16 protein-coding genes are annotated in these 18,232 nt (G+C 64.0%); 6 read left to right on the top strand and 10 right to left on the bottom strand.

Annotated elements, in window-relative coordinates:
* The first annotated feature begins 336 nt into the window (after positions 1-336).
* Entirely contained in the window at positions 337-1,032 is a 696-nt protein-coding gene (locus B0G71_RS10090) for an HD domain-containing protein (RefSeq protein WP_116141388.1), read from the top strand.
* 133 nt (positions 1,033-1,165) lie between these two features.
* Here B0G71_RS10090 and B0G71_RS10085 read toward each other — a convergent pair whose 3' ends face one another.
* The 5 genes from B0G71_RS10085 to B0G71_RS10065 all read right to left on the bottom strand — a co-directional run bounded on the left by B0G71_RS10085 (position 1,166) and on the right by B0G71_RS10065 (position 6,490).
* A complete protein-coding gene (locus B0G71_RS10085; RefSeq protein ID WP_106281251.1) occupies positions 1,166-1,357 on the bottom strand; it encodes a DUF2964 family protein in 192 nt (63 codons plus the stop codon).
* Between the two features lie 179 nt (positions 1,358-1,536).
* The gene (locus B0G71_RS10080; RefSeq protein WP_116141386.1) at positions 1,537-3,099 is read right to left on the bottom strand and encodes a DHA2 family efflux MFS transporter permease subunit; all 1,563 of its coding nucleotides are present in this window, start codon (positions 3,097-3,099) and stop codon (positions 1,537-1,539) included.
* A gap of 81 nt (positions 3,100-3,180) precedes the next feature.
* Positions 3,181-4,422: an HlyD family efflux transporter periplasmic adaptor subunit gene (locus B0G71_RS10075; RefSeq protein ID WP_116141384.1), complete on the bottom strand. Its 1,242-nt coding sequence runs from the start codon at positions 4,420-4,422 to the stop codon at positions 3,181-3,183.
* Positions 4,423-4,464: 42 nt separating this feature from the next.
* The gene (locus B0G71_RS10070; RefSeq protein WP_116148460.1) at positions 4,465-5,982 is read right to left on the bottom strand and encodes an efflux transporter outer membrane subunit; all 1,518 of its coding nucleotides are present in this window, start codon (positions 5,980-5,982) and stop codon (positions 4,465-4,467) included.
* A gap of 70 nt (positions 5,983-6,052) precedes the next feature.
* The gene (locus B0G71_RS10065; RefSeq protein ID WP_106281245.1) at positions 6,053-6,490 is read right to left on the bottom strand and encodes a MarR family winged helix-turn-helix transcriptional regulator; all 438 of its coding nucleotides are present in this window, start codon (positions 6,488-6,490) and stop codon (positions 6,053-6,055) included.
* Between the two features lie 235 nt (positions 6,491-6,725).
* On the opposite strand from B0G71_RS10065, the gene B0G71_RS10060 reads away from it, so the two are divergent.
* Together B0G71_RS10060 and B0G71_RS10055 are read left to right on the top strand one after the other, a co-directional pair.
* The gene (locus tag B0G71_RS10060; RefSeq protein WP_116141382.1) at positions 6,726-7,406 is read left to right on the top strand and encodes an FMN-dependent NADH-azoreductase; all 681 of its coding nucleotides are present in this window, start codon (positions 6,726-6,728) and stop codon (positions 7,404-7,406) included.
* Positions 7,403-7,834: a cupin domain-containing protein gene (locus B0G71_RS10055; protein WP_116141380.1), complete on the top strand. Its 432-nt coding sequence runs from the start codon at positions 7,403-7,405 to the stop codon at positions 7,832-7,834. Before B0G71_RS10060 ends, B0G71_RS10055 begins: the two co-directional genes overlap by 4 nt.
* Before the next feature lie 100 nt (positions 7,835-7,934).
* Here the strand turns inward: B0G71_RS10055 and B0G71_RS10050 are convergent, their stop codons facing one another.
* A complete protein-coding gene (locus B0G71_RS10050) occupies positions 7,935-8,306 on the bottom strand; it encodes a hypothetical protein (protein ID WP_116141379.1) in 372 nt (123 codons plus the stop codon).
* A gap of 200 nt (positions 8,307-8,506) precedes the next feature.
* On the opposite strand from B0G71_RS10050, the gene B0G71_RS10045 reads away from it, so the two are divergent.
* Together B0G71_RS10045 and B0G71_RS10040 are read left to right on the top strand one after the other, a co-directional pair.
* Positions 8,507-10,378: a glycoside hydrolase family 15 protein gene (locus B0G71_RS10045; RefSeq protein WP_116141377.1), complete on the top strand. Its 1,872-nt coding sequence runs from the start codon at positions 8,507-8,509 to the stop codon at positions 10,376-10,378.
* Positions 10,379-10,486: 108 nt separating this feature from the next.
* Entirely contained in the window at positions 10,487-11,842 is a 1,356-nt protein-coding gene (locus B0G71_RS10040) for an MFS transporter (RefSeq protein WP_116141375.1), read from the top strand.
* Positions 11,843-12,068: 226 nt separating this feature from the next.
* On the opposite strand, the gene B0G71_RS10035 is transcribed toward B0G71_RS10040, so the two are convergent.
* Positions 12,069-14,573 carry a transglycosylase domain-containing protein gene (locus B0G71_RS10035; RefSeq protein ID WP_116141373.1) on the bottom strand — a complete coding sequence of 835 codons (2,505 nt, stop codon included), beginning with the start codon at positions 14,571-14,573 and terminating at the stop codon, positions 12,069-12,071.
* A 182-nt stretch (positions 14,574-14,755) separates the two neighbouring features.
* Here B0G71_RS10035 and fabV point away from each other — a divergent pair, with 182 nt between their 5' ends.
* Complete coding sequence (fabV, locus tag B0G71_RS10030; protein ID WP_116141371.1) at positions 14,756-15,952, top strand: enoyl-ACP reductase FabV; 1,197 nt, start codon at positions 14,756-14,758, stop codon at positions 15,950-15,952.
* Between the two features lie 96 nt (positions 15,953-16,048).
* On the opposite strand, the gene B0G71_RS10025 is transcribed toward fabV, so the two are convergent.
* From B0G71_RS10025 to B0G71_RS10015, 3 genes are all read right to left on the bottom strand, one after another.
* On the bottom strand, positions 16,049-16,396 hold the full coding sequence (locus B0G71_RS10025; RefSeq protein WP_241974594.1) for a hypothetical protein: 348 nt from the start codon (positions 16,394-16,396) through the stop codon (positions 16,049-16,051).
* Between the two features lie 134 nt (positions 16,397-16,530).
* Positions 16,531-17,154: a glutathione S-transferase family protein gene (locus tag B0G71_RS10020; RefSeq protein WP_116141369.1), complete on the bottom strand. Its 624-nt coding sequence runs from the start codon at positions 17,152-17,154 to the stop codon at positions 16,531-16,533.
* Between the two features lie 74 nt (positions 17,155-17,228).
* Positions 17,229-18,176: an AraC family transcriptional regulator gene (locus tag B0G71_RS10015; RefSeq protein ID WP_116141367.1), complete on the bottom strand. Its 948-nt coding sequence runs from the start codon at positions 18,174-18,176 to the stop codon at positions 17,229-17,231.
* Positions 18,177-18,232: the final 56 nt, after the last annotated feature.

The raw sequence follows: 18,232 nt of genomic DNA, 5'->3' as shown, positions 1-18,232 counted from the left end.
ATGTTGCGTGACCTCGGGCATGGCGTGGGTGCTGCGCAGGCGGGTCGAACGGCGCCCTCGCCGTCTGCTTGCCGGTTATCGCGGATAACGCTTAACGCGTTCAGCGCGCGCCACGCCCGCCGCCCATGCCTCGGCGAGGCGCGGTTGGCAGCAAACAACGTATCACTGGCACGCTTTGCCGGTCGATTCCCTCTCCCCTCGATACGACTCCGACAGATACTTGGACATCCCCGGACGGTGCTCACAGCGACCAATTCAGACCGCTGCATGGACATTGTCCGAACGACACGAAGCCCATCGCCTCACGAGGCACTATCTTTGTCCAGGAGAAATTCGATGAGTACGACCATTGCCGGCATTCACATTCCAGACAGCCGTCTCGCAAGAGCCGCAACCGATCTGGTCCGAGACACCGAGAACGATCTGCTGTTCAATCACTCGCGCCGCGTGTTCCTGTGGGGCGCGCTGACCGGTGCGCGCCGCAAGCTCGCGTATGACCCCGAGTTGCTGTATATCGGCGCGATGTTTCATGACATGGGCCTCACGCCGGGCTACGCCAGCAAGACAGATCGCTTCGAAGTCGACGGCGCCAATGCGGCGCGCGACTTTCTCAAGAGTCATGGCGTCAACGAGTACGACATCGAGCAGGTCTGGCTGTCGATCGCGCTTCACACCACGCCGGGCGTTCCGGAGCATCTGAAGCCGGTGGTTTCGCTGGTGACCGCGGGCGTCGAAATGGACGTGCTCGGCATGCGCTACCACGAGTTCGACGACGCGCAACGCGTCAGCGTGGTGGCCGCGCATCCGCGCGAGCGGGACTTCAAGAACCTGATCATCGACGCGTTCGCGCAAGGCACGATCAGCAAGCCCGAAACCACCTTCGGCAACGTCAAAGCCGATGTGCTGGAGATGAAAGATCCCAGCTACAAGCGGCTGAACTTCTGCAAGATCATTCTCGGTTCGGCATGGGATGACAGCCAGGCGGGTCACGTCCATCACGCGGCATGCCATCACGGGGCCGCGGCGGAATAACGATCTGCGCAAAACGGTCGGCGGGTTGCCGACCGGCCGATGCAAAACTCAAGGCGCGCCAACCGGAAAAAACCGGTGGCGCGCCGCATTCATTGGCTTGGCAATATTCCTGTTTGCTGGCGGCAGCGTGACTTCAGGAGCTATCCGTCGGTCGCGGCGTCAGCATCAGCGCCAACACGGCGACGCCGAGAACCAGCAAGATTCCGCCGTATAACATGGCATTGCGCGTGTCGAACAGCACGCCGTGAATGACCATCGCCATGCCACCCAGCGCGACGAACACCGCAATGGCCGCGAATACAATCCGACGTTCGGCGCGAATCATGGCGCTCTCCCGCAAGACGTTAGTGCCGTAAGACGCACAGGAGCAACGTAAGACCTCGAAGCGCGCGGTATTTTTTATACCAACGGGTTGCGCGCCACCCCGAAACCTGAATCTATCGTAGGCGGCGAGCAGGCCTTAGTAAATACGGGAAACCATGCCGCCCGCCGCCTGTGCCGCCTTCAATGACCGCCCGCTCCCGCCGCTGCGGCGGAACTGGAGCGATCCGGTTTCGTCACCCAGATCAACGGGATGATCAATACGAAGATCACCGCCGACAGCCAGAAAATATCGTTCAGTCCCAGCATGGCCGCCTGGGTGTTCATCGAGCGTTCGAAGAACGCCATCGCCTGGGCCTGACCGCCGCCCAAAGTACTTTGCACCGCATCCAGCGCGGCCGTGTAAGTCGGATTATTCACGCTCGTCTGCTCGGCCAGTTGCGCGTGATGCAGGATCGTCCGGTCGTTCCATCCCGTCGAGGCCAGCGACGTGCCGACCGCGCCGGCGAACACCCGCGCAAAGTTCGACAGACCCGCCGCGGCCGGAATCCGGTCGGGCGCGAGGCCGGACAGAATGATCGCGGTCAGCGGCACGAAGAAGAGCGCCGTCGGGATGCCTTGCAATAGCGTCGGCAGGACCAGCGTCCACGTGTCCACGCCGGTGGTGTAGTTCGAGCGCATGAAGAACACGCCGGCAAAGCCGACGAAAGCCAGCGTAGCCAGCACCCGCGCATCGGACTTCGGCATGATCTTCGCCATGACCGGCGCGAGAATGACGGCGAAGATACCAAGCGGCGCGGTCGCTAGACCGGCGTCGACGGAACGGTAGTTCAGATACCCCTGCATCCACTGCGGCAACAGCACGAGGTTGGAGAAAAACACCGCGTACGCCACCGAAATCGCGATCGTGCCGCCGAGAAAATTGCGTTTGCCGAACAAGCGCAAATCGACGATCGGATTCTTTTCAGTCAGCTCCCAGATCACGAAGAACGCGAAGCTGATCGCCGCGAACACGGTCAGGGTCACGATCACCGGCGAGTTGAACCAGTCGAGGTCCTTGCCCTTGTCGAGCATGATCTGCAACGAGCCGACCCATGCGATCAGCGAGAGCAGGCCGACCTTGTCGATCGGCAAGCGCTTCGTCGGGGTTTCGCGGGTGCGGTAGATCGCCCACGTCACGCCGGCCGCGAACAGGCCCACCGGAATGTTGATGTAGAAGATCCATGACCACGAGTAGCTGTCGGTAATCCAGCCGCCGAGCGCCGGGCCCGCAATCGGGCCGACGGTCGCGGTCATCGCCCACAAGGCGAGCGCGGTCGCGGATTTCTCTTTCGGATACGAGCCGAGCAGAATGGCTTGCGACAGCGGGATCAACGGACCCGCCACCGCGCCCTGCAGAATCCGCGCCGCGAGCAGCACCGGCAGATTCGGCGCGATTCCGCACAGCCACGACGACAGCACGAACAACAGAATCGCCCAGACGAACAGCTTGATCTGCCCGACACGCTGCACGAGCCAGCCGGTCAACGGAATTGCGATGGCGTTGGCGGCGGCGAACAGCGTGATCACCCAGGTGCCCTCGTCCACCGACACGCCGAGATTGCCGGCAATCGTCGGAATCGCCACGTTCGCGATCGATGAGTCCAGCACGTTCATAAACGTGGCGAGCGCCACGGCAAGCGTCGCCAGCACCAGCTTGCCGCCGGTTAGCGGCGGCAGCGCGGCGGGCTGCGTCGATCCATTCATTTCATCACCTGTCGAGGAAGGCAAAACTATCTGACTTATCAGTTAAATGCGCAAAAAAAAACGGCGCTCGGCGGTCGTGGGTCAACCGGCCTTGCGCGCGGTGTTTTTCTGCGTGGGGCTCGCGGCCACCGCGTGCTTCGCCGGCATGTTCTGCTCGATGATCCGGGCGATCTCCGCGTCGGCTTCGTCGCCGTACCGCGCGAATACGTCGGTGTGATACGAGGTGTTGACCGCCGCGCCGAGTTGAGCGCCGGTTTCCTCGTGCGTGTCGACCTCGACCTGCATCGACAGCCCAATGCGCAGCGGGTGCGCATTCAGTTCATTCTGATCGAGCAGGATCCGCGCCGGCAGACGCTGCACGACCTTGATCCAGTTGCCGGTGGCGTTCTGCGCGGGCAGTACGGCGAACGCTGAGCCCGTGCCCGCCGAGAAGCCTTCAACCCGGCCGTGATACTTGACGCTGGAGCCGTACACGTCAGCGGTGAGCGTGACGGGCTGGCCGATGCGCATGCGCCTCAACTGGCTTTCCTTGAAGTTCGCGTCGACCCATACGCCGTCGAGCGGCACGATCGCCATCAACGGCGTGCCCGGCGCAACGCGCTGGCCGACCTGCACCGAACGGCGCGCGACATAGCCGGTCACGGGCGCGGGCAAGGTGTTGCGCGCGTAGCTCAGATAGGCATCACGCACTTTCGAGGCCGCGGCCTGCACGTTCGGGTGTTGTTCGATCGACGTGCGGTCGGTCAGCGCATGATTGGCCTCGGCCTGCTGACGCGCGGCGTCGAGCGCGGCCTGCGCGGAACTGACGGCGTCGCGGGCATGCGCGATGTCCTCGCCGGACACCGCGCCCGTCTCGGCCACCGCCTGACGACGCTTCAGGTCGTCGATGGCGCGGGCCAGATCCGATTGACGTTGCGCGACAGTCGCCGCGTAGAAATCGTTGTTCACGTACAGGCCGCTGACCTGCCGCACGGTCTGGCCGAGCGTCGCTTCCGCGTTCGACAGCGCGACCTTCGCGTCGGCGTTATCCAGCGTGACGATCGGCGCGCCCTGCTTGACGATCTGCGTGTCGTCGGCGTTGACCGCGACCACTGTGCCGCTCACTTGCGGCGTCAGTTGCACGAGGTTGCCGCTCACGTAGGCGTCGTCGGTGGACTGGTAGTAGCGCCCGCTCGTGTAGTAGTACGCGCCGTAGCCCGCGCCGGCCAGCACGACGGTGGCGGCCAGCAGGGACAGCAGCAGTTTGCGCCTCGTGGGGGGCTGCGTTTGCAGGGGTTGGTCCGCGTCCGCCGTCTTGCGGCTGGTGTTGATCGTGTCGCTCATGATGTGGGTCCTGACAGTTTGGCAAGGTGTCGCGACGGCGCTTTAACGCGCGGCGGCGACGACGGGATTGGCCGAGGCGGCGGGAACGGCGCCGTCGCTGCTGGCGACCGAAGCGGCGTTATCGACATAACCGCCGCCGAGCGCCGCGGCCAGCGCGATCTGCTGATCGCGCCGGTTCATCTTCAGATTCGCGACCTGCTGGTCGGCGGCGAGCGCCGTGGTGTCGGCGTTCAGCACCGTCAGCTGATTCGTGAGGCCGGCCTTGTACTGCACGAGCGCCAACTGATCGGCGTCGCGGGCGGCTTGCTGGGCGGCTTGCGCATCGGCGAGCTGCTCGTCCGTCGAACGGATTTGCGCGAGTTGCGTCGCGACTTCGGACAAGGCCGTGACCAGCGTCTGGTTATAGGTGGCAACGGCGTAGTCGAAATCGGCGTAACGCCCTTTCAATTGCGCGCGCAATTGACCGCCGTCGAAAATCGGCAAATGGATCGCCGGGCCGACCGACGCCGTGCGACTCGCCGCGGTCAGGAAACGGCCGAAACCGAACGCGTCGAGACCGATCGCGGCGCTCAGGTTGATGTCGGGATAGAACTCGGCCTTGGCTTCCTTGACGTCGTGCGTGAGCGCGTCGACGCGCCATTTCGCCGCGACCAGGTCCGGGCGGCGGCTCACCAGATCGGCCGGCAGGTTGTCGGGCAGCCGCACTTCGTCGCCCACGCCGAGTGCCGGCCGCGCGATGGCGAGACCGCGGTCCGGTCCGGCGCCAAGCAAGGCGGCCAGCTGATAGCGCGTGGTAACGATGCTGCCGTCGATGGACGCGAGTGTCGCGCGGCTGGTGGCGAGGTTCGCCTGCGCCGTCTTGCGCTCCACTTGCGTGTCGAGGCCCGTTGCGATGCGTCCGGCGGTAATGCGGTCGATCTGTTCGCGCTGCGTGATTTCTTCCTGAGCGATGTCACGCAACGCATAGAGCCGCGCAAGCTGGTTGTAGTCGCGCGCCACGGCCGACGTGAGGGACAGCTTGACGACTTCCTCGTCCGCCTGGGTCGCCTGCAGCTGCGACAGCGACGCTTTCAGCGCTTCGCGATTCTTGCCCCACAGATCGAGATCGTAGGACGCGGACAGCAAGCCTTTGTTCTCCGTTTGCCACGACCCGCCGTACGGCGGCGGCACGAGCGCCGTGCCCGAATACTGCTGGCGCGTCAGCGAATAGTCCGCGCCGACTTTCGGCAGGGTACTCGCCTTCGCCGTATCGCTGTACGCGGCGGCCGCCGCGACGCGGGCGCGGGCCTGCTCGACCGAGGGATTGCCCTTCAGCGCTTCAACGAGCAAGGCTTTCAGTTGCGCGTCGCCGAACTGGTCGGCCCAATCGGCGGCCGGCCAATGACCGTTGTCCTGCGGAATGCTTTGTTGAGTCGCGTAGGTCTGCGCTTGCGCCATCTGCTTGTCGCTCGAGATACCGGCGTAATTCGCGCAGGCGGACAGTACGGCCGCGAAGATCACCGTCACACCAGCCTTCGCGATCCGCGAGCCGGCTATCCGTGGAATTAACTGTGGTTTCATTGTCTGACTTGTCAGATAAAAGGTTGAAAAAATTGCCGCGAGCGTTCGCAGCATGTCTGGATGGCCTCGCCTACTCCGCGAGAAACTTGTTCAGCAGACGGCGCAATTCCTCGAATTCGGCTTTCGTAAACTTCTTCAGACGGCGGTTCAGCACCACCGGCGCGATCTCCGGAAGCCGCGCGGCGACAGCTTCGCCCTCTTCCGTCAGTTTCAGGTTGACGACGCGGCGGTCTTCGATGCTGCGCGAGCGTTCCAGCAAGCCCTTGATTTCCAGCTTGTCGAGCATGCGCGTCATCAAACCGGTGTCGATGCCAAGCAAGCGCGACAATTCGAACGGCGTGGTGGCGAAACCCCGGCGCATGGACAGCAGAATGCCCATCTGCTGACTGGTGATGTCCAGATCCTTCAGCGCGGCGTCCATTTCGTTGATCAACAGGTTGCGTGCTTTGTTGATCAAGAAACCCACGCTCAGCGTCAGGCTGAAATTGTCCGGCGTGTAGTGCTTCATGCGTGCCCCCTCGTTCAGTGCGTTTAACTTTATCTGCAAAGTCAGATATCCGCAAGGATCGCTTCCGGCATATGACTGTTTCATTTATATGCCCTGGTCCGCTGTGTGCCGGCTACCGCAGGTGCGCGAAGTGGTCACCTTGAATTATTGAAAATCGGTCATTTCGCAAAGCCATTCGAGCATTTAATCTGCGCTCACGCTAAACCACCCAGTCACTCACGGAAGGACGGAAATCATGAAGATCATGCACGTCGATGCCAGCGCCAAGCGCGAGCGATCCAACTCGCGCGCATTGAGCCGCTATTTTCGGGAGCGCCTGCGCGAAGAAGGCGCGCAGGTCGAAGTCGATTATCTGGATGTCACGATCGACACCCCGCCGCACGTCAACGAGGCTTTCGCCATCGCCACGTACACGGCCGCGCCGGATCGCACGCCAGCCATGAAGGCGGCGCTGGCCGCTTCGGATGCACTGTGCCAGCGGCTACTCGACGCCGATGCGTTCGTTTTTGCCATGCCCATGTACAACTGGTCGATGCCCTCCGCGTTCAAGGCGTTTATCGACAGCATCACGCGGACGGGCCTGACCTATGTGAATGCGGACGACGGCCGCGTGGTCGGCCAGCTTTCGCGTCAGAAAGTGCTCTTCATCACGAGCCGCGGCGCGGATTTGCGCGCGGGTTCGCCTTATGAAGGCATGGATGCGCTCACGCCTTCGCTGAGAGCCGCGTTCGGCTTTCTCGGCGTCGCCGATCCGACCTTCGTCGATGCCCAGCCGCTGCAGTTTGCCGTTCCCGACGCGCGCGCCGAAGCGCTTCAGCGCGCACGCGCCGAACTGGACGCGGTGGCGTCGAACTGGGCGTCGTCAGCGGATTCGAGCAATGAAACCATTCACGGTTTGTCAGGAGTCACAGCATGAAGATTCGCACACTGTGCGCGGCGGCCATACTCGCCGGCCTCTCCTTTTTCGGCGTTGCCCAGCCCGCATTCGCCGCTGACGCAAGCGCGTCGCACGAGACGATCACGCCCGCGTTCACCGAGGCGATCGCTAACGTGCCGGGCAAGACGATGACGGCGCTCGTCGTCGACTATGCGCCCGGCGGCAAGTCGACGCCGCATCGGCACGGCCAGGCTTTCGTGGTCGGCTACGTGCTGTCGGGAGCGATCCGCAGCCGCGTGAACGACGGCGCAGAACGCGTCTACCACGCGGGTGAGCACTGGACCGAGAAGCCCGGCGTACATCACACCGTGAGCGAAAACGCGAGCGATACCGAACCCGCCAGGCTGCTGGCGATTTTCGTGGCCGATACGAAAGACAAGAAGCTGGTTACGTTTGACAAGAAGTGAAACTGCATTGACGTCAACGCCTGACCGGCAAGCGGAGGAGCGCGGGTGTTCTTACACCCGAGTTGCTTGCTTGCCGACTTCGCAGCGCCCCCCGCTGCGCCTAAAACTTCGGATGACATTCGAAACTCATCGACGACCCATGCTCCGTCAACCCTTGCACGCCGCTGACGGTTTCCGTCACCACGCTGGCCTGCATGCCGCGACGCTCGCAGTAATCGCGCGCCTCGCTCATCGCGTGCTCATGCGCGCGGGCCCACGCGAGGCGTCCGCCTGTCGCGCTGGCCGCGACCGTATAAGTATTGGCTTTGCCGGTGGCGACCACGTCGCTGGAACTGGCGCAGCCCACGAGACTCGCGCACGCCGCCACGGCCGCGATAAAGGCACGGGCGCGCCCCGACAATGCGTTTCGCGCCGCGAGCGCCCCGGATACCTCGCCCCGTTCGGGTACGCGGCCTGAGACAGTGTTGAACATGTATCACCTGCACAATTTTTGCGGATTGACCAATCATGAAATTATCCGCAATCACGCGTAAGAGATCAGCCTCACCACCCGAAAACACTGTTGCGCGCGCCCGAACAATCCCCGCCCGGCTCGCGCGAACGGCGCGGCACAGACGTTGCTGACGGGTTTCGTATGAGCGCATCGCGGCTCGCTTCACGGAGTGTGCAGACATGCCCGATCAACGACCTGTCCCACCGAGACCCGCCCTGCCGACCGACGCGCGCGGCGTGATCGGCAATATGAAGACCACGGCACTCGTCTCGCTGCGCGGCTCGATCGACTTCATGTGCTTTCCGCGCATCGACTCGCCGGCGATTTTTGCCGGCCTGCTCGAGCCGTCGCGCGGCGGCGCTTTCTCGATCGAACCCGCGTGCGAAGGCGCCAACGTCAAGCAGATGTATCTGCCCGACACCAATGTCCTGCTGACCCGTTTCATGACGCCCGAGGGCGTCTGCGAACTGATGGACTTCATGCCGGTGCCCGAGGACGGCGGCGGCGCCGCTGCTGACGCGCCGCTACCCAACTGCGTGATCCGCGTCGTGCGGGTCGTGCACGGGCGCATGGCGTTCAGGATGCGTTGCGAGCCGCGCTTCAACTATGCACGCGGCGCGCACACGGCTCGCATCGATAAAAACGGCGGCGTCGAATTCCACGCCGCCGCCCATGCCGGCATTGAAAGCGGCATGCAACTGCGCCTGAACAGCACCGTGCCGCTCGAGCTCGATCACGGCGCCGCGCACGCGGAGTTCGAGCTGAGTCATGGCCAAACGGCCGGCTTCGCTTTCGGCGACGCCGAAGGCTTGCGCGAAAAGTCGTTCGATTGCGAAACGGCGCTGACCGATACGGTCCGCTACTGGCGAAGCTGGTCGGCGCAGTCCACCTATCGCGGCCGCTACCGTGAAGTCGTGATGCGCTCGGCGCTGACCTTGAAGCTGCTCAGTTCCAGCGAGCATGGTGCGATCGTCGCCGCACCGACCTTCGGGCTCCCCGAAGCGCTCGACGGTTCGCGCCGCTGGGACTACCGCTTCACATGGATTCGCGACGCCGCGTTCTCCGTGTACGCGCTGCTGCGTCTCGGCTATACCGGCGAAGCGCGGCATTTCATGACATGGATCGCGGGACGCAGCCGGCAATGCGACTCGGACGGCTCGCTGAACGTCATGTACACCGTCGACGGCAAGGAGCCGCCGGAAGAAACCGAAATCGCGGCGCTGTCGAACGGCAATGGTGTAGCGGGCGTGCCGCTCGTCGGCAACGCCGCGCGCGATCAGATCCAGCTCGACGTATACGGCGCGCTGCTCGACGCGATCTATCTGTACAACAAGTACGGCGCCGCGATCTCGCACGACGGCTGGCGCGACGTCACGCGCACGGTCGACTATGTGGTCGAACACTGGCGCGAACCGGACCACGGCATCTGGGAGTTTCGCAACGGCCTGCGGCCCCTGCTCCATTCGCGGCTGATGTGCTGGGTCACGGTGGACCGCGCGCTGCGTCTGGCGGAAAAACGTTCCTTGCCTGCGCCGCTCAAACGCTGGTTCGACACGCGCGACGCGATCCACGCCGACATTCACGAGCACTTCTGGAACGAGGAACTGAACGCGTTCGTGCAGACGCCGGATTCGCAACGGCTCGATGCGTCCGCGTTGATGATGCCGCTCGTGCGCTTCATCGGCCCGACTGATCCGCGCTGGCTCGGCACGCTCGACGCGATCGGCAGCGAACTGAAAGTGGATCCGCTGATCTTCCGCTACACGCGCGGCACGACGCTCGACGGTCTGCCCGGCATCGAAGGCGGCTTCAGCGCCTGTTCGTTCTGGTATGCGGAAGCGCTGGCGCGCGCCGGACGCGTGGACGAAGGCCGCCTCGTGTTCGAAAAGATGCTCGCGTACGCGAATCACGTCGGTCTGTTTTCCGAGGAAGTGGCCACCAGCGGCGAGGCGCTCGGCAACTTCCCGCAGGCGCTCACGCATCTCGCGCTGATCAGCGCCGCGTACCAGCTCGACCGCAATCTCGACAAGGTTCACGTTCCGTGGACCTGAGCACGCTGCATTGCGCACTGTGCAAAAACCTTCCGGAATCGGTTTTCAGCGTCTAGTCTGTAACGACATCATTTAAACCAGCCGGATGCTAAACCGGAGGAGACATCGATGGATCTCGAAGCACGCACCATGAAACGCGTAACGGTTCGGCTCGTGCCGTTCCTGATCCTGTGTTATTTCATTGCCTATCTCGACCGCGTCAACGTCGGCTTTGCGGCACTGCAGATGAACAAGGCGCTCGGCCTGTCCGCGAGTGCTTTCGGCTTCGGCGCCGGGATTTTCTTCATCGCGTATTTTTTCTTCGAAGTCCCATCTAATCTGCTGCTGGAGAAATTCGGCGCGCGCCGCTGGATCGCGCGGATCATGTTCACGTGGGGCATTCTCGCGGGCGCAATGGCGTATATCCCAGATATTGCGCGTTTCACGGGACTTTCTGCCGCGCACGTGTTTTACGGGCTGCGGATTCTGCTCGGTGTGGCGGAGGCGGGTTTCTTCCCGGGCATCATCTTCCTGCTCACGCTGTGGTTTCCCGCCGCGTATCGCGGTCGCGTAGTCGGTTATTTCATGGCGGCGATTCCGCTGTCCACGGTGATCGGTGGCCCGATTTCCGGCGCCTTGCTGTCGATGGACGGCTTCGCCGGACTGGCCGGCTGGCAGTGGGTCTATCTGATCGAGGCGGCGCCCGCGCTGGTGCTCGCGTTCGTCGTCCTCTCCTACCTCACCGACAAGCCCGCCGACGCCGCCTGGCTCGCCGCCGACGAACGCCGCTGGCTGGTCGCGCGCCAGACGCAGGAGCGCGCGCATCGCGAAGCGGTGCATAAGTTCAGCGTCAAAGAGGCGCTCTTCAACCCGCGCGTGCTCGCGGTCGCGCTGATCTATTTCGGTGCGAACGCAACCAACTACGGGCTGAGCTTCTTCCTCCCGCAGATCGTCAAATCGTTCGGGCTCACCAATCTGCAGACGGGCTTCGTGACGTCGCTGCCGTATATCGTCGGCGTGATCAGCATGGTGTTCTGGGGACGGCACTCGGACCGCAAGCTCGAACGCAAGCGGCACGTGGCGATTGCGCTGCTGGTGGCGGCGGGCGGCATCGCGGCGGCCGCCGGGCTCGACAATCCGGTGCAGAAAATGATCGCGCTGTCGATTGCCGGGTTCGGCATCTTCGGTTGCCTGCCGGTGATCTGGACCTTGCCGGCCTCGTTCCTGTCGGGTGCGGCGGCAGCGGGCGGCATCGCCGCGGTCAATTCGCTCGGCAATCTGGCGGGTTTCTTTGGGCCGTATGCGATGGGCTGGATCAAGGACAGCACCGGCGGCTTCGGCGCCGGTTTGCTGTGCCTGTCGGGCGCGGGGCTAGTCGGCGTCGCGGCCGTGCTGTTGCTGCATCACGATGCTTCGCTCGAAGCGGCGGCGGCGTTTTCGGATCCGGAGCCGATGGGGGCGACCGAGGCGGCGGCCAGGTCGTAGCGGCGCTGGCCGCCGCGGCGGAAGCGAGTCGCGTCAGGTCGTCGCGCCGCTGAAAAGTAATGCGTGACTCAGATGTATTTGTGGAAAGCGCCGCGCGAACTGCGCCGTGCTTTGGAAACAAACCACATGAGCGCGGCCGTACTTGCGCAAAGCGCCGTGAATTCAGCCGCACCGGCGAAAAGCGCCGACCCGGCTCAACCGCGAAGCGCAGACTACACCGTACTGCTCACGGCGACCCGCGCCCGCCCGCCGACATCTCCGGCAACGCGTTAGCCGGGCTGCCGGCGTCCGGCGGCACCACGTCGTCGGGTGTGGGCGTCGGCGCCAGTGCCGGTTCGCCACCACCACGCGCGTCACCGTCGACCGCCCCGCTCGCAGCCACCGGCGCCGAACCCGGTGACGGCAGCATCGGCGGCTGCGGCAATCGCCGTGGCTCGGCCAAAGCCGCCGACGCCGACGGCGCAACTGCCGGTTGTTCCGGCACGGCAGCCGGCGGCCGACGCGTCGTTCCGCGCTGCCCCACCGGCGCCTCCGGCTTGCCCGGCGACCCTGCGAACAGATTCTGGAACCACTCGCGCAACCTCCCCGAGCGTTCCGCGAACCAACCCGGCTGCTGGTCGGTGGCGAATTTGACGCGGCTATCGACCAGCCTCGAACGCTGCGCGCGCTGGAAGAAATCGCCGACGATCGGCAGCGCGCTGTGCGCGCCCTGGCCCCAGTAGTCGCTGCGCAAGGTCACGCGGCTGTCGTTGAAACCGACCCACGCGCCCGCCACGAGCTGCGGATGAATCAGGATGAACCAGCCGTCCGCATTGCCCTGCGTGGTGCCCGTCTTGCCCGCGACGTCGCCGCGCACGCCGAAGCGGCTGCGAATGCTCGAACCCGTGCCGCGGTTCACCACGTCGCGCATCACGTCGATCAGCACACGGTCGGTGTCGGCGGGCAGTTCCTGTTTCGGCGACACCGGCGCGAACTCGGCGAGCACCTCGCCTTTGCGGTTCTCGATGCGTGTCACCATCACCGGCTCCACGTAGGCACCGAGGTTGGCGATCGTGCCGTAGGCCGACACCATTTCCTTCAGCGTGACAGGGCTCGTGCCGAGCGCGAGCGACGGCACCGGATCCAGTTCGCTGTCGCGCACACCCATTGCGCGAGCCAATCTGGCAACCTTGTCCGGCCCGACCGTCTCCATCAATTGCGCGGTAATGCGGTTGCGCGAATACGCGAGCCCATCGCGCAGGCTGATCTTGCGCTCGCTCGGCTCGTCCTCGTCGCTCGGACGCCAGATTTCGCCGCCTGCCAGCGGAATTTCCACGGGCTTATCGATGAAAGTGTCGGCGGGTTTCGCGCCCGACTCGAAAGCCGCCGCGTAGACGAATGGCTTGAAGGTCGAGCCCGGCTGGCGCCGCGCCTGCTGGACATGGTCGAACGGGTCCTGGCTGAAGTCGCGGCTGCCCACCCACGCGCGGATCTGGCCGTTGCGCGGGTCCATGGCGAGAAAATCCGCCTGCACCCGCGTTTTGGACTCGCACACCGACTTCACGAGATCGCGGTCGGACGAGACGCGCTTGAGCGCGTCGTCATCGGTCAGGCCGGCGTCTTTGGCGGCGCGGTAATCGGGCGTTTCGCGCAGGAAGGTCTGCAGCAAATCCTTGCCGTTCGAACAGCCCGCGCGGCCGCCCCACGCCGCATTGGCGATGCCCTGCAACTGGTTGCCCTGCAAGGTCACGGCCTGAGTCGCCATGGTCTGCAGACGCGAATCGATGGTGGTGCGCACCACCAGCCCGTCGGCATACATGTTGTAGTCGTTCCGGTCCGCCCACGACGCCAGCCACTTGCGCAGTTGCTGCGCGAAATGCGGCGCGGGGCCGGGCGGCTCGGTCTGGCGCTCGAAATCGATGCGCAGCGACCGGCGGCTCAACGTCGCGTAGGCGGCCGGCGTCAGTTTGCCGTACTTGACCATCTGGCCAAGCACCGTATTGCGCCGCTGCAGTGCACGCTCGGGGTTCAGCACCGGGTTGTAGTAGCTGTTGCCCTTGAGCATGCCGGTGAGCGTCGCGCTTTCCAGCACGTTCAGGTCGGAAGCCGATTTGTCGAAATAGGTGCGCGCCGCCATCTCGATGCCATAGGCGTTGTAGAGGAACGGCACCGTGTTCAGGTAGGTCTCGAGAATCTCGTCCTTGCTGTAGAGCGCCTCGATCTTGAAGGCCGTGATCGCTTCCTTCAGCTTGCGCGTGAGCGTCGGCGCGCGGCCGATTTCGTCAGGATAGAGATTGCGGGCGAGTTGTTGCGTGATGGTCGAGCCGCCCTGCCGGTCGCCGGAAAACGTATGCAGCGCGGCCGAGGCCGTGCGCCGCCAATCGAGGCCCCAATGCTCGTAGAAGCGATGATCTTCGGTGGCGATCAGCGCATTCACCACGTTCGGCGAGATGTCCTTGAGTTTGACCCACTCGCGGTTGGACGGCTTGAATTCGGCCAGCAGCTTGCCGTCCGCCGAGAGGATCTGCGCCGGCTGCTCGATCTTGGCCTTGCGGATGTCGCCGATGCCCGGTGTGAACGGAATCAGGATCAGCACGTACAGCACCAGCAACAGCGGAAGCGCCGCGCAAGCCTTCAGCACGCCACGGCGCGTCGGGTGGCGCAGGTGCCACAGAGCCTGGGCGACGAGCGGGTTGGCGAGGGTCAGCCCTTTATCGAGGGCCGCCAGAAATGAGGGGATGAGGCGCTTCACACTAGCCAATCGTCGGACGGGAAAGGCGCAATCCTACCAAGTTGCGCGGCAGCGGCTGATTTTTTGCCCACGACGCGCGGCCGGAGCGCGGCCAGAAGCCAAACCGCCGCGGCGCGCCCGCAACCATCGCCGCCCACTACGCGGCCCACTATAATGTCGCCAATTCCGACAAGAGGTGCTTCATGATCATCAAACCGCGCGTGCGTGGCTTCATCTGTGTTTCCACCCATCCGACCGGCTGCGAAGCCAACGTCCGCGAACAGATCGACTACGTCAAGGCACGCGGCCCCATCGCCAACGGCCCGAAGAAAGTGCTGGTGATCGGCGCATCCACGGGCTACGGCCTCGCCGCCCGCATCAGCGCGGCGTTCGGCTCGGACGCCGCCACGCTCGGCGTGTTCTTCGAGCGCGCCGGCAGCGAAACCAAGGCCGGCACGGCCGGCTGGTACAACACCGCCGCCTTCGAGAAATTCGCCACGGAAAAAGGCCTGTACGCGACCAGCATCAACGGCGACGCCTTCTCCGATGAAGTCAAAGCGCGCACCATCGAAGTCATCAAGCGCGATCTGGGTCAGGTCGACCTGGTCGTCTACAGCCTCGCCGCCCCCAAGCGCACGCATCCGAAGAGCGGCGAAGTGTTCAGCTCGACGCTCAAGCCGGTCGGCAAGGCGGTGAATCTGCGCGGCATCGACACGGACAAGGAAGTCATCAAGGAAACCGTGCTCGAACCCGCCAGCCAGAAGGAAATCGACGACACCGTCGCGGTGATGGGTGGCGAAGACTGGCAGATGTGGATCGACGCCCTGCTCGAAGCCGGCGTGCTCGCGGACGGCGCGAAGACCACCGCGTTCACCTACCTCGGCGAGAAGATCACACACGACATTTACTGGAACGGCTCGATCGGCGCGGCCAAGAAGGACCTCGACCAGAAGGTGCTGGGCATTAGCGAGAAGCTGGCGGCCAAGGGCGGCGATGCGCGCGTCTCGGTGCTGAAGGCGGTCGTCACGCAAGCGAGTTCCGCAATTCCGATGATGCCGCTGTATCTGTCGCTGCTGTTCAAGGTCATGAAGGAGAAAGGCACGCACGAAGGCTGCATCGAGCAGGTCTACGGCCTGTACAAGGACAGCCTGTACGGCGCGGCGCCGCACATCGACGAAGAAGGCCGTCTGCGCGCGGACTACAAGGAGCTCGACCCCGAGGTGCAGAACCGCGTGCAGGAACTGTGGACCCAGGTGACCAACGACAATATCTACGAACTCACCGACTTCAGCGGCTACAAGACGGATTTCCTGCGTCTGTTCGGCTTCGAGATCGCGGGCGTGGATTACGAAGCGGACGTCAATCCGGACGTGCAGATTCCGAAGCTCGTGCAGGTTTGACGAAACGCGGGGCCTTGAGTGGCCCCGCTTCGGGCTTGCACCGGTTATCCCGCGTTGCTGCCGTCCGCCGGCAAGGGGCGCTCCTCAGAATGTGCCTCAGCAGGGAAACGCCGCCTGAAGTGAACGGAGAATCGCGAGGCCGACCGGAAAATCGTCCGAGAGGCCCGGGTGGTTGGTGAAGAACGTGTCGAGCAACGGATAGACGTTCTGGTTGCCGATGGCGAGATTTTGCGGCGGACAGAAGAGCGGCGGCTTCTTCTTCGATACCAGTTCGCCGTTGGCCCAGCCGAACGCGTTGATCGTGCCGGTAATGTACGCGGCGTAGATCGAGTTGTTATCGGCATGCGCCCATTGTTTGTACTGCGCCGCCGTCATCTCGGCGCTCGCATTCAGAGTGAAACACGCGGCCAGCAACGCCAGCGCAACTTTCGATACCCGCATCATGGAACCTTCAATCGGTGTCGCAAAAGTGGCCATTGTAGGCGAGTCGGGGCGCGCCGCGCAGCAGCGCGCGTATGCTCGGGAATCCGTAAGCATTGCGCGCGGATTGTTGTAAGGCGCGGGAGTTTGCGCGGGCGTTACGGCGTACCGTTGCGACAATACATCCGGTAGCCTTCACGCGTGGCGAGACGCGTCATATAGGCGTCAACCGCCGGCAAATCGCTGTGCTGCAGCGGTGTTTCCAGCCAGCGGTTGATGGACAGCGCGAGCGGAATGTCCGCGAGCGAAAACGCGTCCCCGGCGATGAACGCGCCGGTTTTCCGCAACTGTCCTTCGATCATGTCCATGTGCCTCGCCCAATTCGCGCAAGACAGCTCGATCTGCCGCGGATCCTGGTGGGCCGGAGAATGCCGGACCAGCGCCAGAAAGGCGTAGCTCCAGGAACGGTTCAATTCGCTCGCCTGCCAGTCGATCCATTGATCGCAGCGGGCGCGCTCGCATGGATCGAGCGGATATAGCCACTCGCCTCGATAGCGGCCGGCCAGATAGCGGATGATCGAATTCGACTCCCACAGCACGAACTCGCCGTCCTTGATGACGGGCACCATGGCGTTGGGGTTCAGCGCGAGAAATTCCGGTACGTTGGTCGCGCGAAATCCGGAGCCCCAGTGTTGCTGTTCGAATGGAAGCGCGAGTTCGGCGCAGGTCCACAAGACTTTGCGGACGTTGATGGATGAGGTCTTGCCGAGTATCTGTAGCATGGGTTCAAAGCGTAACGACGGCTCGATGGAACGGACAGACACAGTTTGCGCCACGCGCGCCGGGCCAGCTCCGCTCAGTGCGAGGCGACGAATACCGTACCCGGCGCGGGCGGCGGCACGGCGAAGGATTTGCGCATCCGTTCCGCTTCTTCGACCGGACTGCGGCCGAACAGGCGCTTGAATTCGCGGCTGAATTGCGAGGCGCTTTCATAGCCCACCTGCACGCACGCGTGCGCCGCCGTCACCTCGTTTCTCACCATCAGCAGGCGCGCCTGATGAAGCCGTGTCGACTTCAGATATTGCATCGGCGACGTACGCGTCACCGCCTTGAAGTGCGAGTGGAAGCTGGGCACGCTCATGTTCGCTTCCAGCGCGAGCTGCCCGATGTCGAGAGGTTCGCGATAGCACGCGTGAATCTTGCGAATCACTCTGGCGATCCGCGCGAACTGGCCTTGCGCGGTCAGTGCGGCGCGCATCGATCCGCCCTGCTCGCCGGTCAGCACGTGGAAGTAGATTTCGCGCACCAGCGCTGGTCCGAGTAGTTCGGCCTCGAGCGGCACGCTCATCGCCTCAAGAAAGCGCAATACCGAAGCGCTCAGCTTCGCGTCGAGCGGCGTCGACATCATGCCGCGCGGTTCGGCCGGCACGCCCGCGTCCCGCTCGTCCAGTTGCAGCATCAGGTCCGCGGCGACTTTGAAGTCGAGGCGGAAATAGATGGCGAGCAAGGGCTTGGCCTCGCTCGCTTCGGTTTCCATCGAGAACGGCACCGGCACGGAGACGGCCAGATAGTGCTGTGCGTCGTACACGTAGACCGTCTCGCCGAGAAAGCCCCGCTTGCGCCCCTGGCAGACGATCACGACGCCCGGGTCGTACAGCACCGGGGTGCGGCTCAGCGGCCGGTTCGACCGCAGAAAGCGCACGTCGGGCAGCACGGTAAGGTTGTAGCCTTCCAGCGGCGCGAGATTTTCGAGCAAGGCCACCATGCGTTGCCGCGCGCCCGGATCCTGATGCTTGTGCTTCATTGCGGGCCCCGTCGATATGGTTAAGCAGATTGGACTCTGCCACCGCAGCGTCGAAA

This window comes from Paraburkholderia sp. BL27I4N3 (genome assembly GCF_003386115.1).
In the GTDB taxonomy this organism is placed as follows: Bacteria; Pseudomonadota; Gammaproteobacteria; order Burkholderiales; family Burkholderiaceae; genus Paraburkholderia.
The sequence above is the reverse complement of the archived record's forward strand: the minus strand, read 5'-3'. Positions and strand labels throughout refer to the sequence as shown.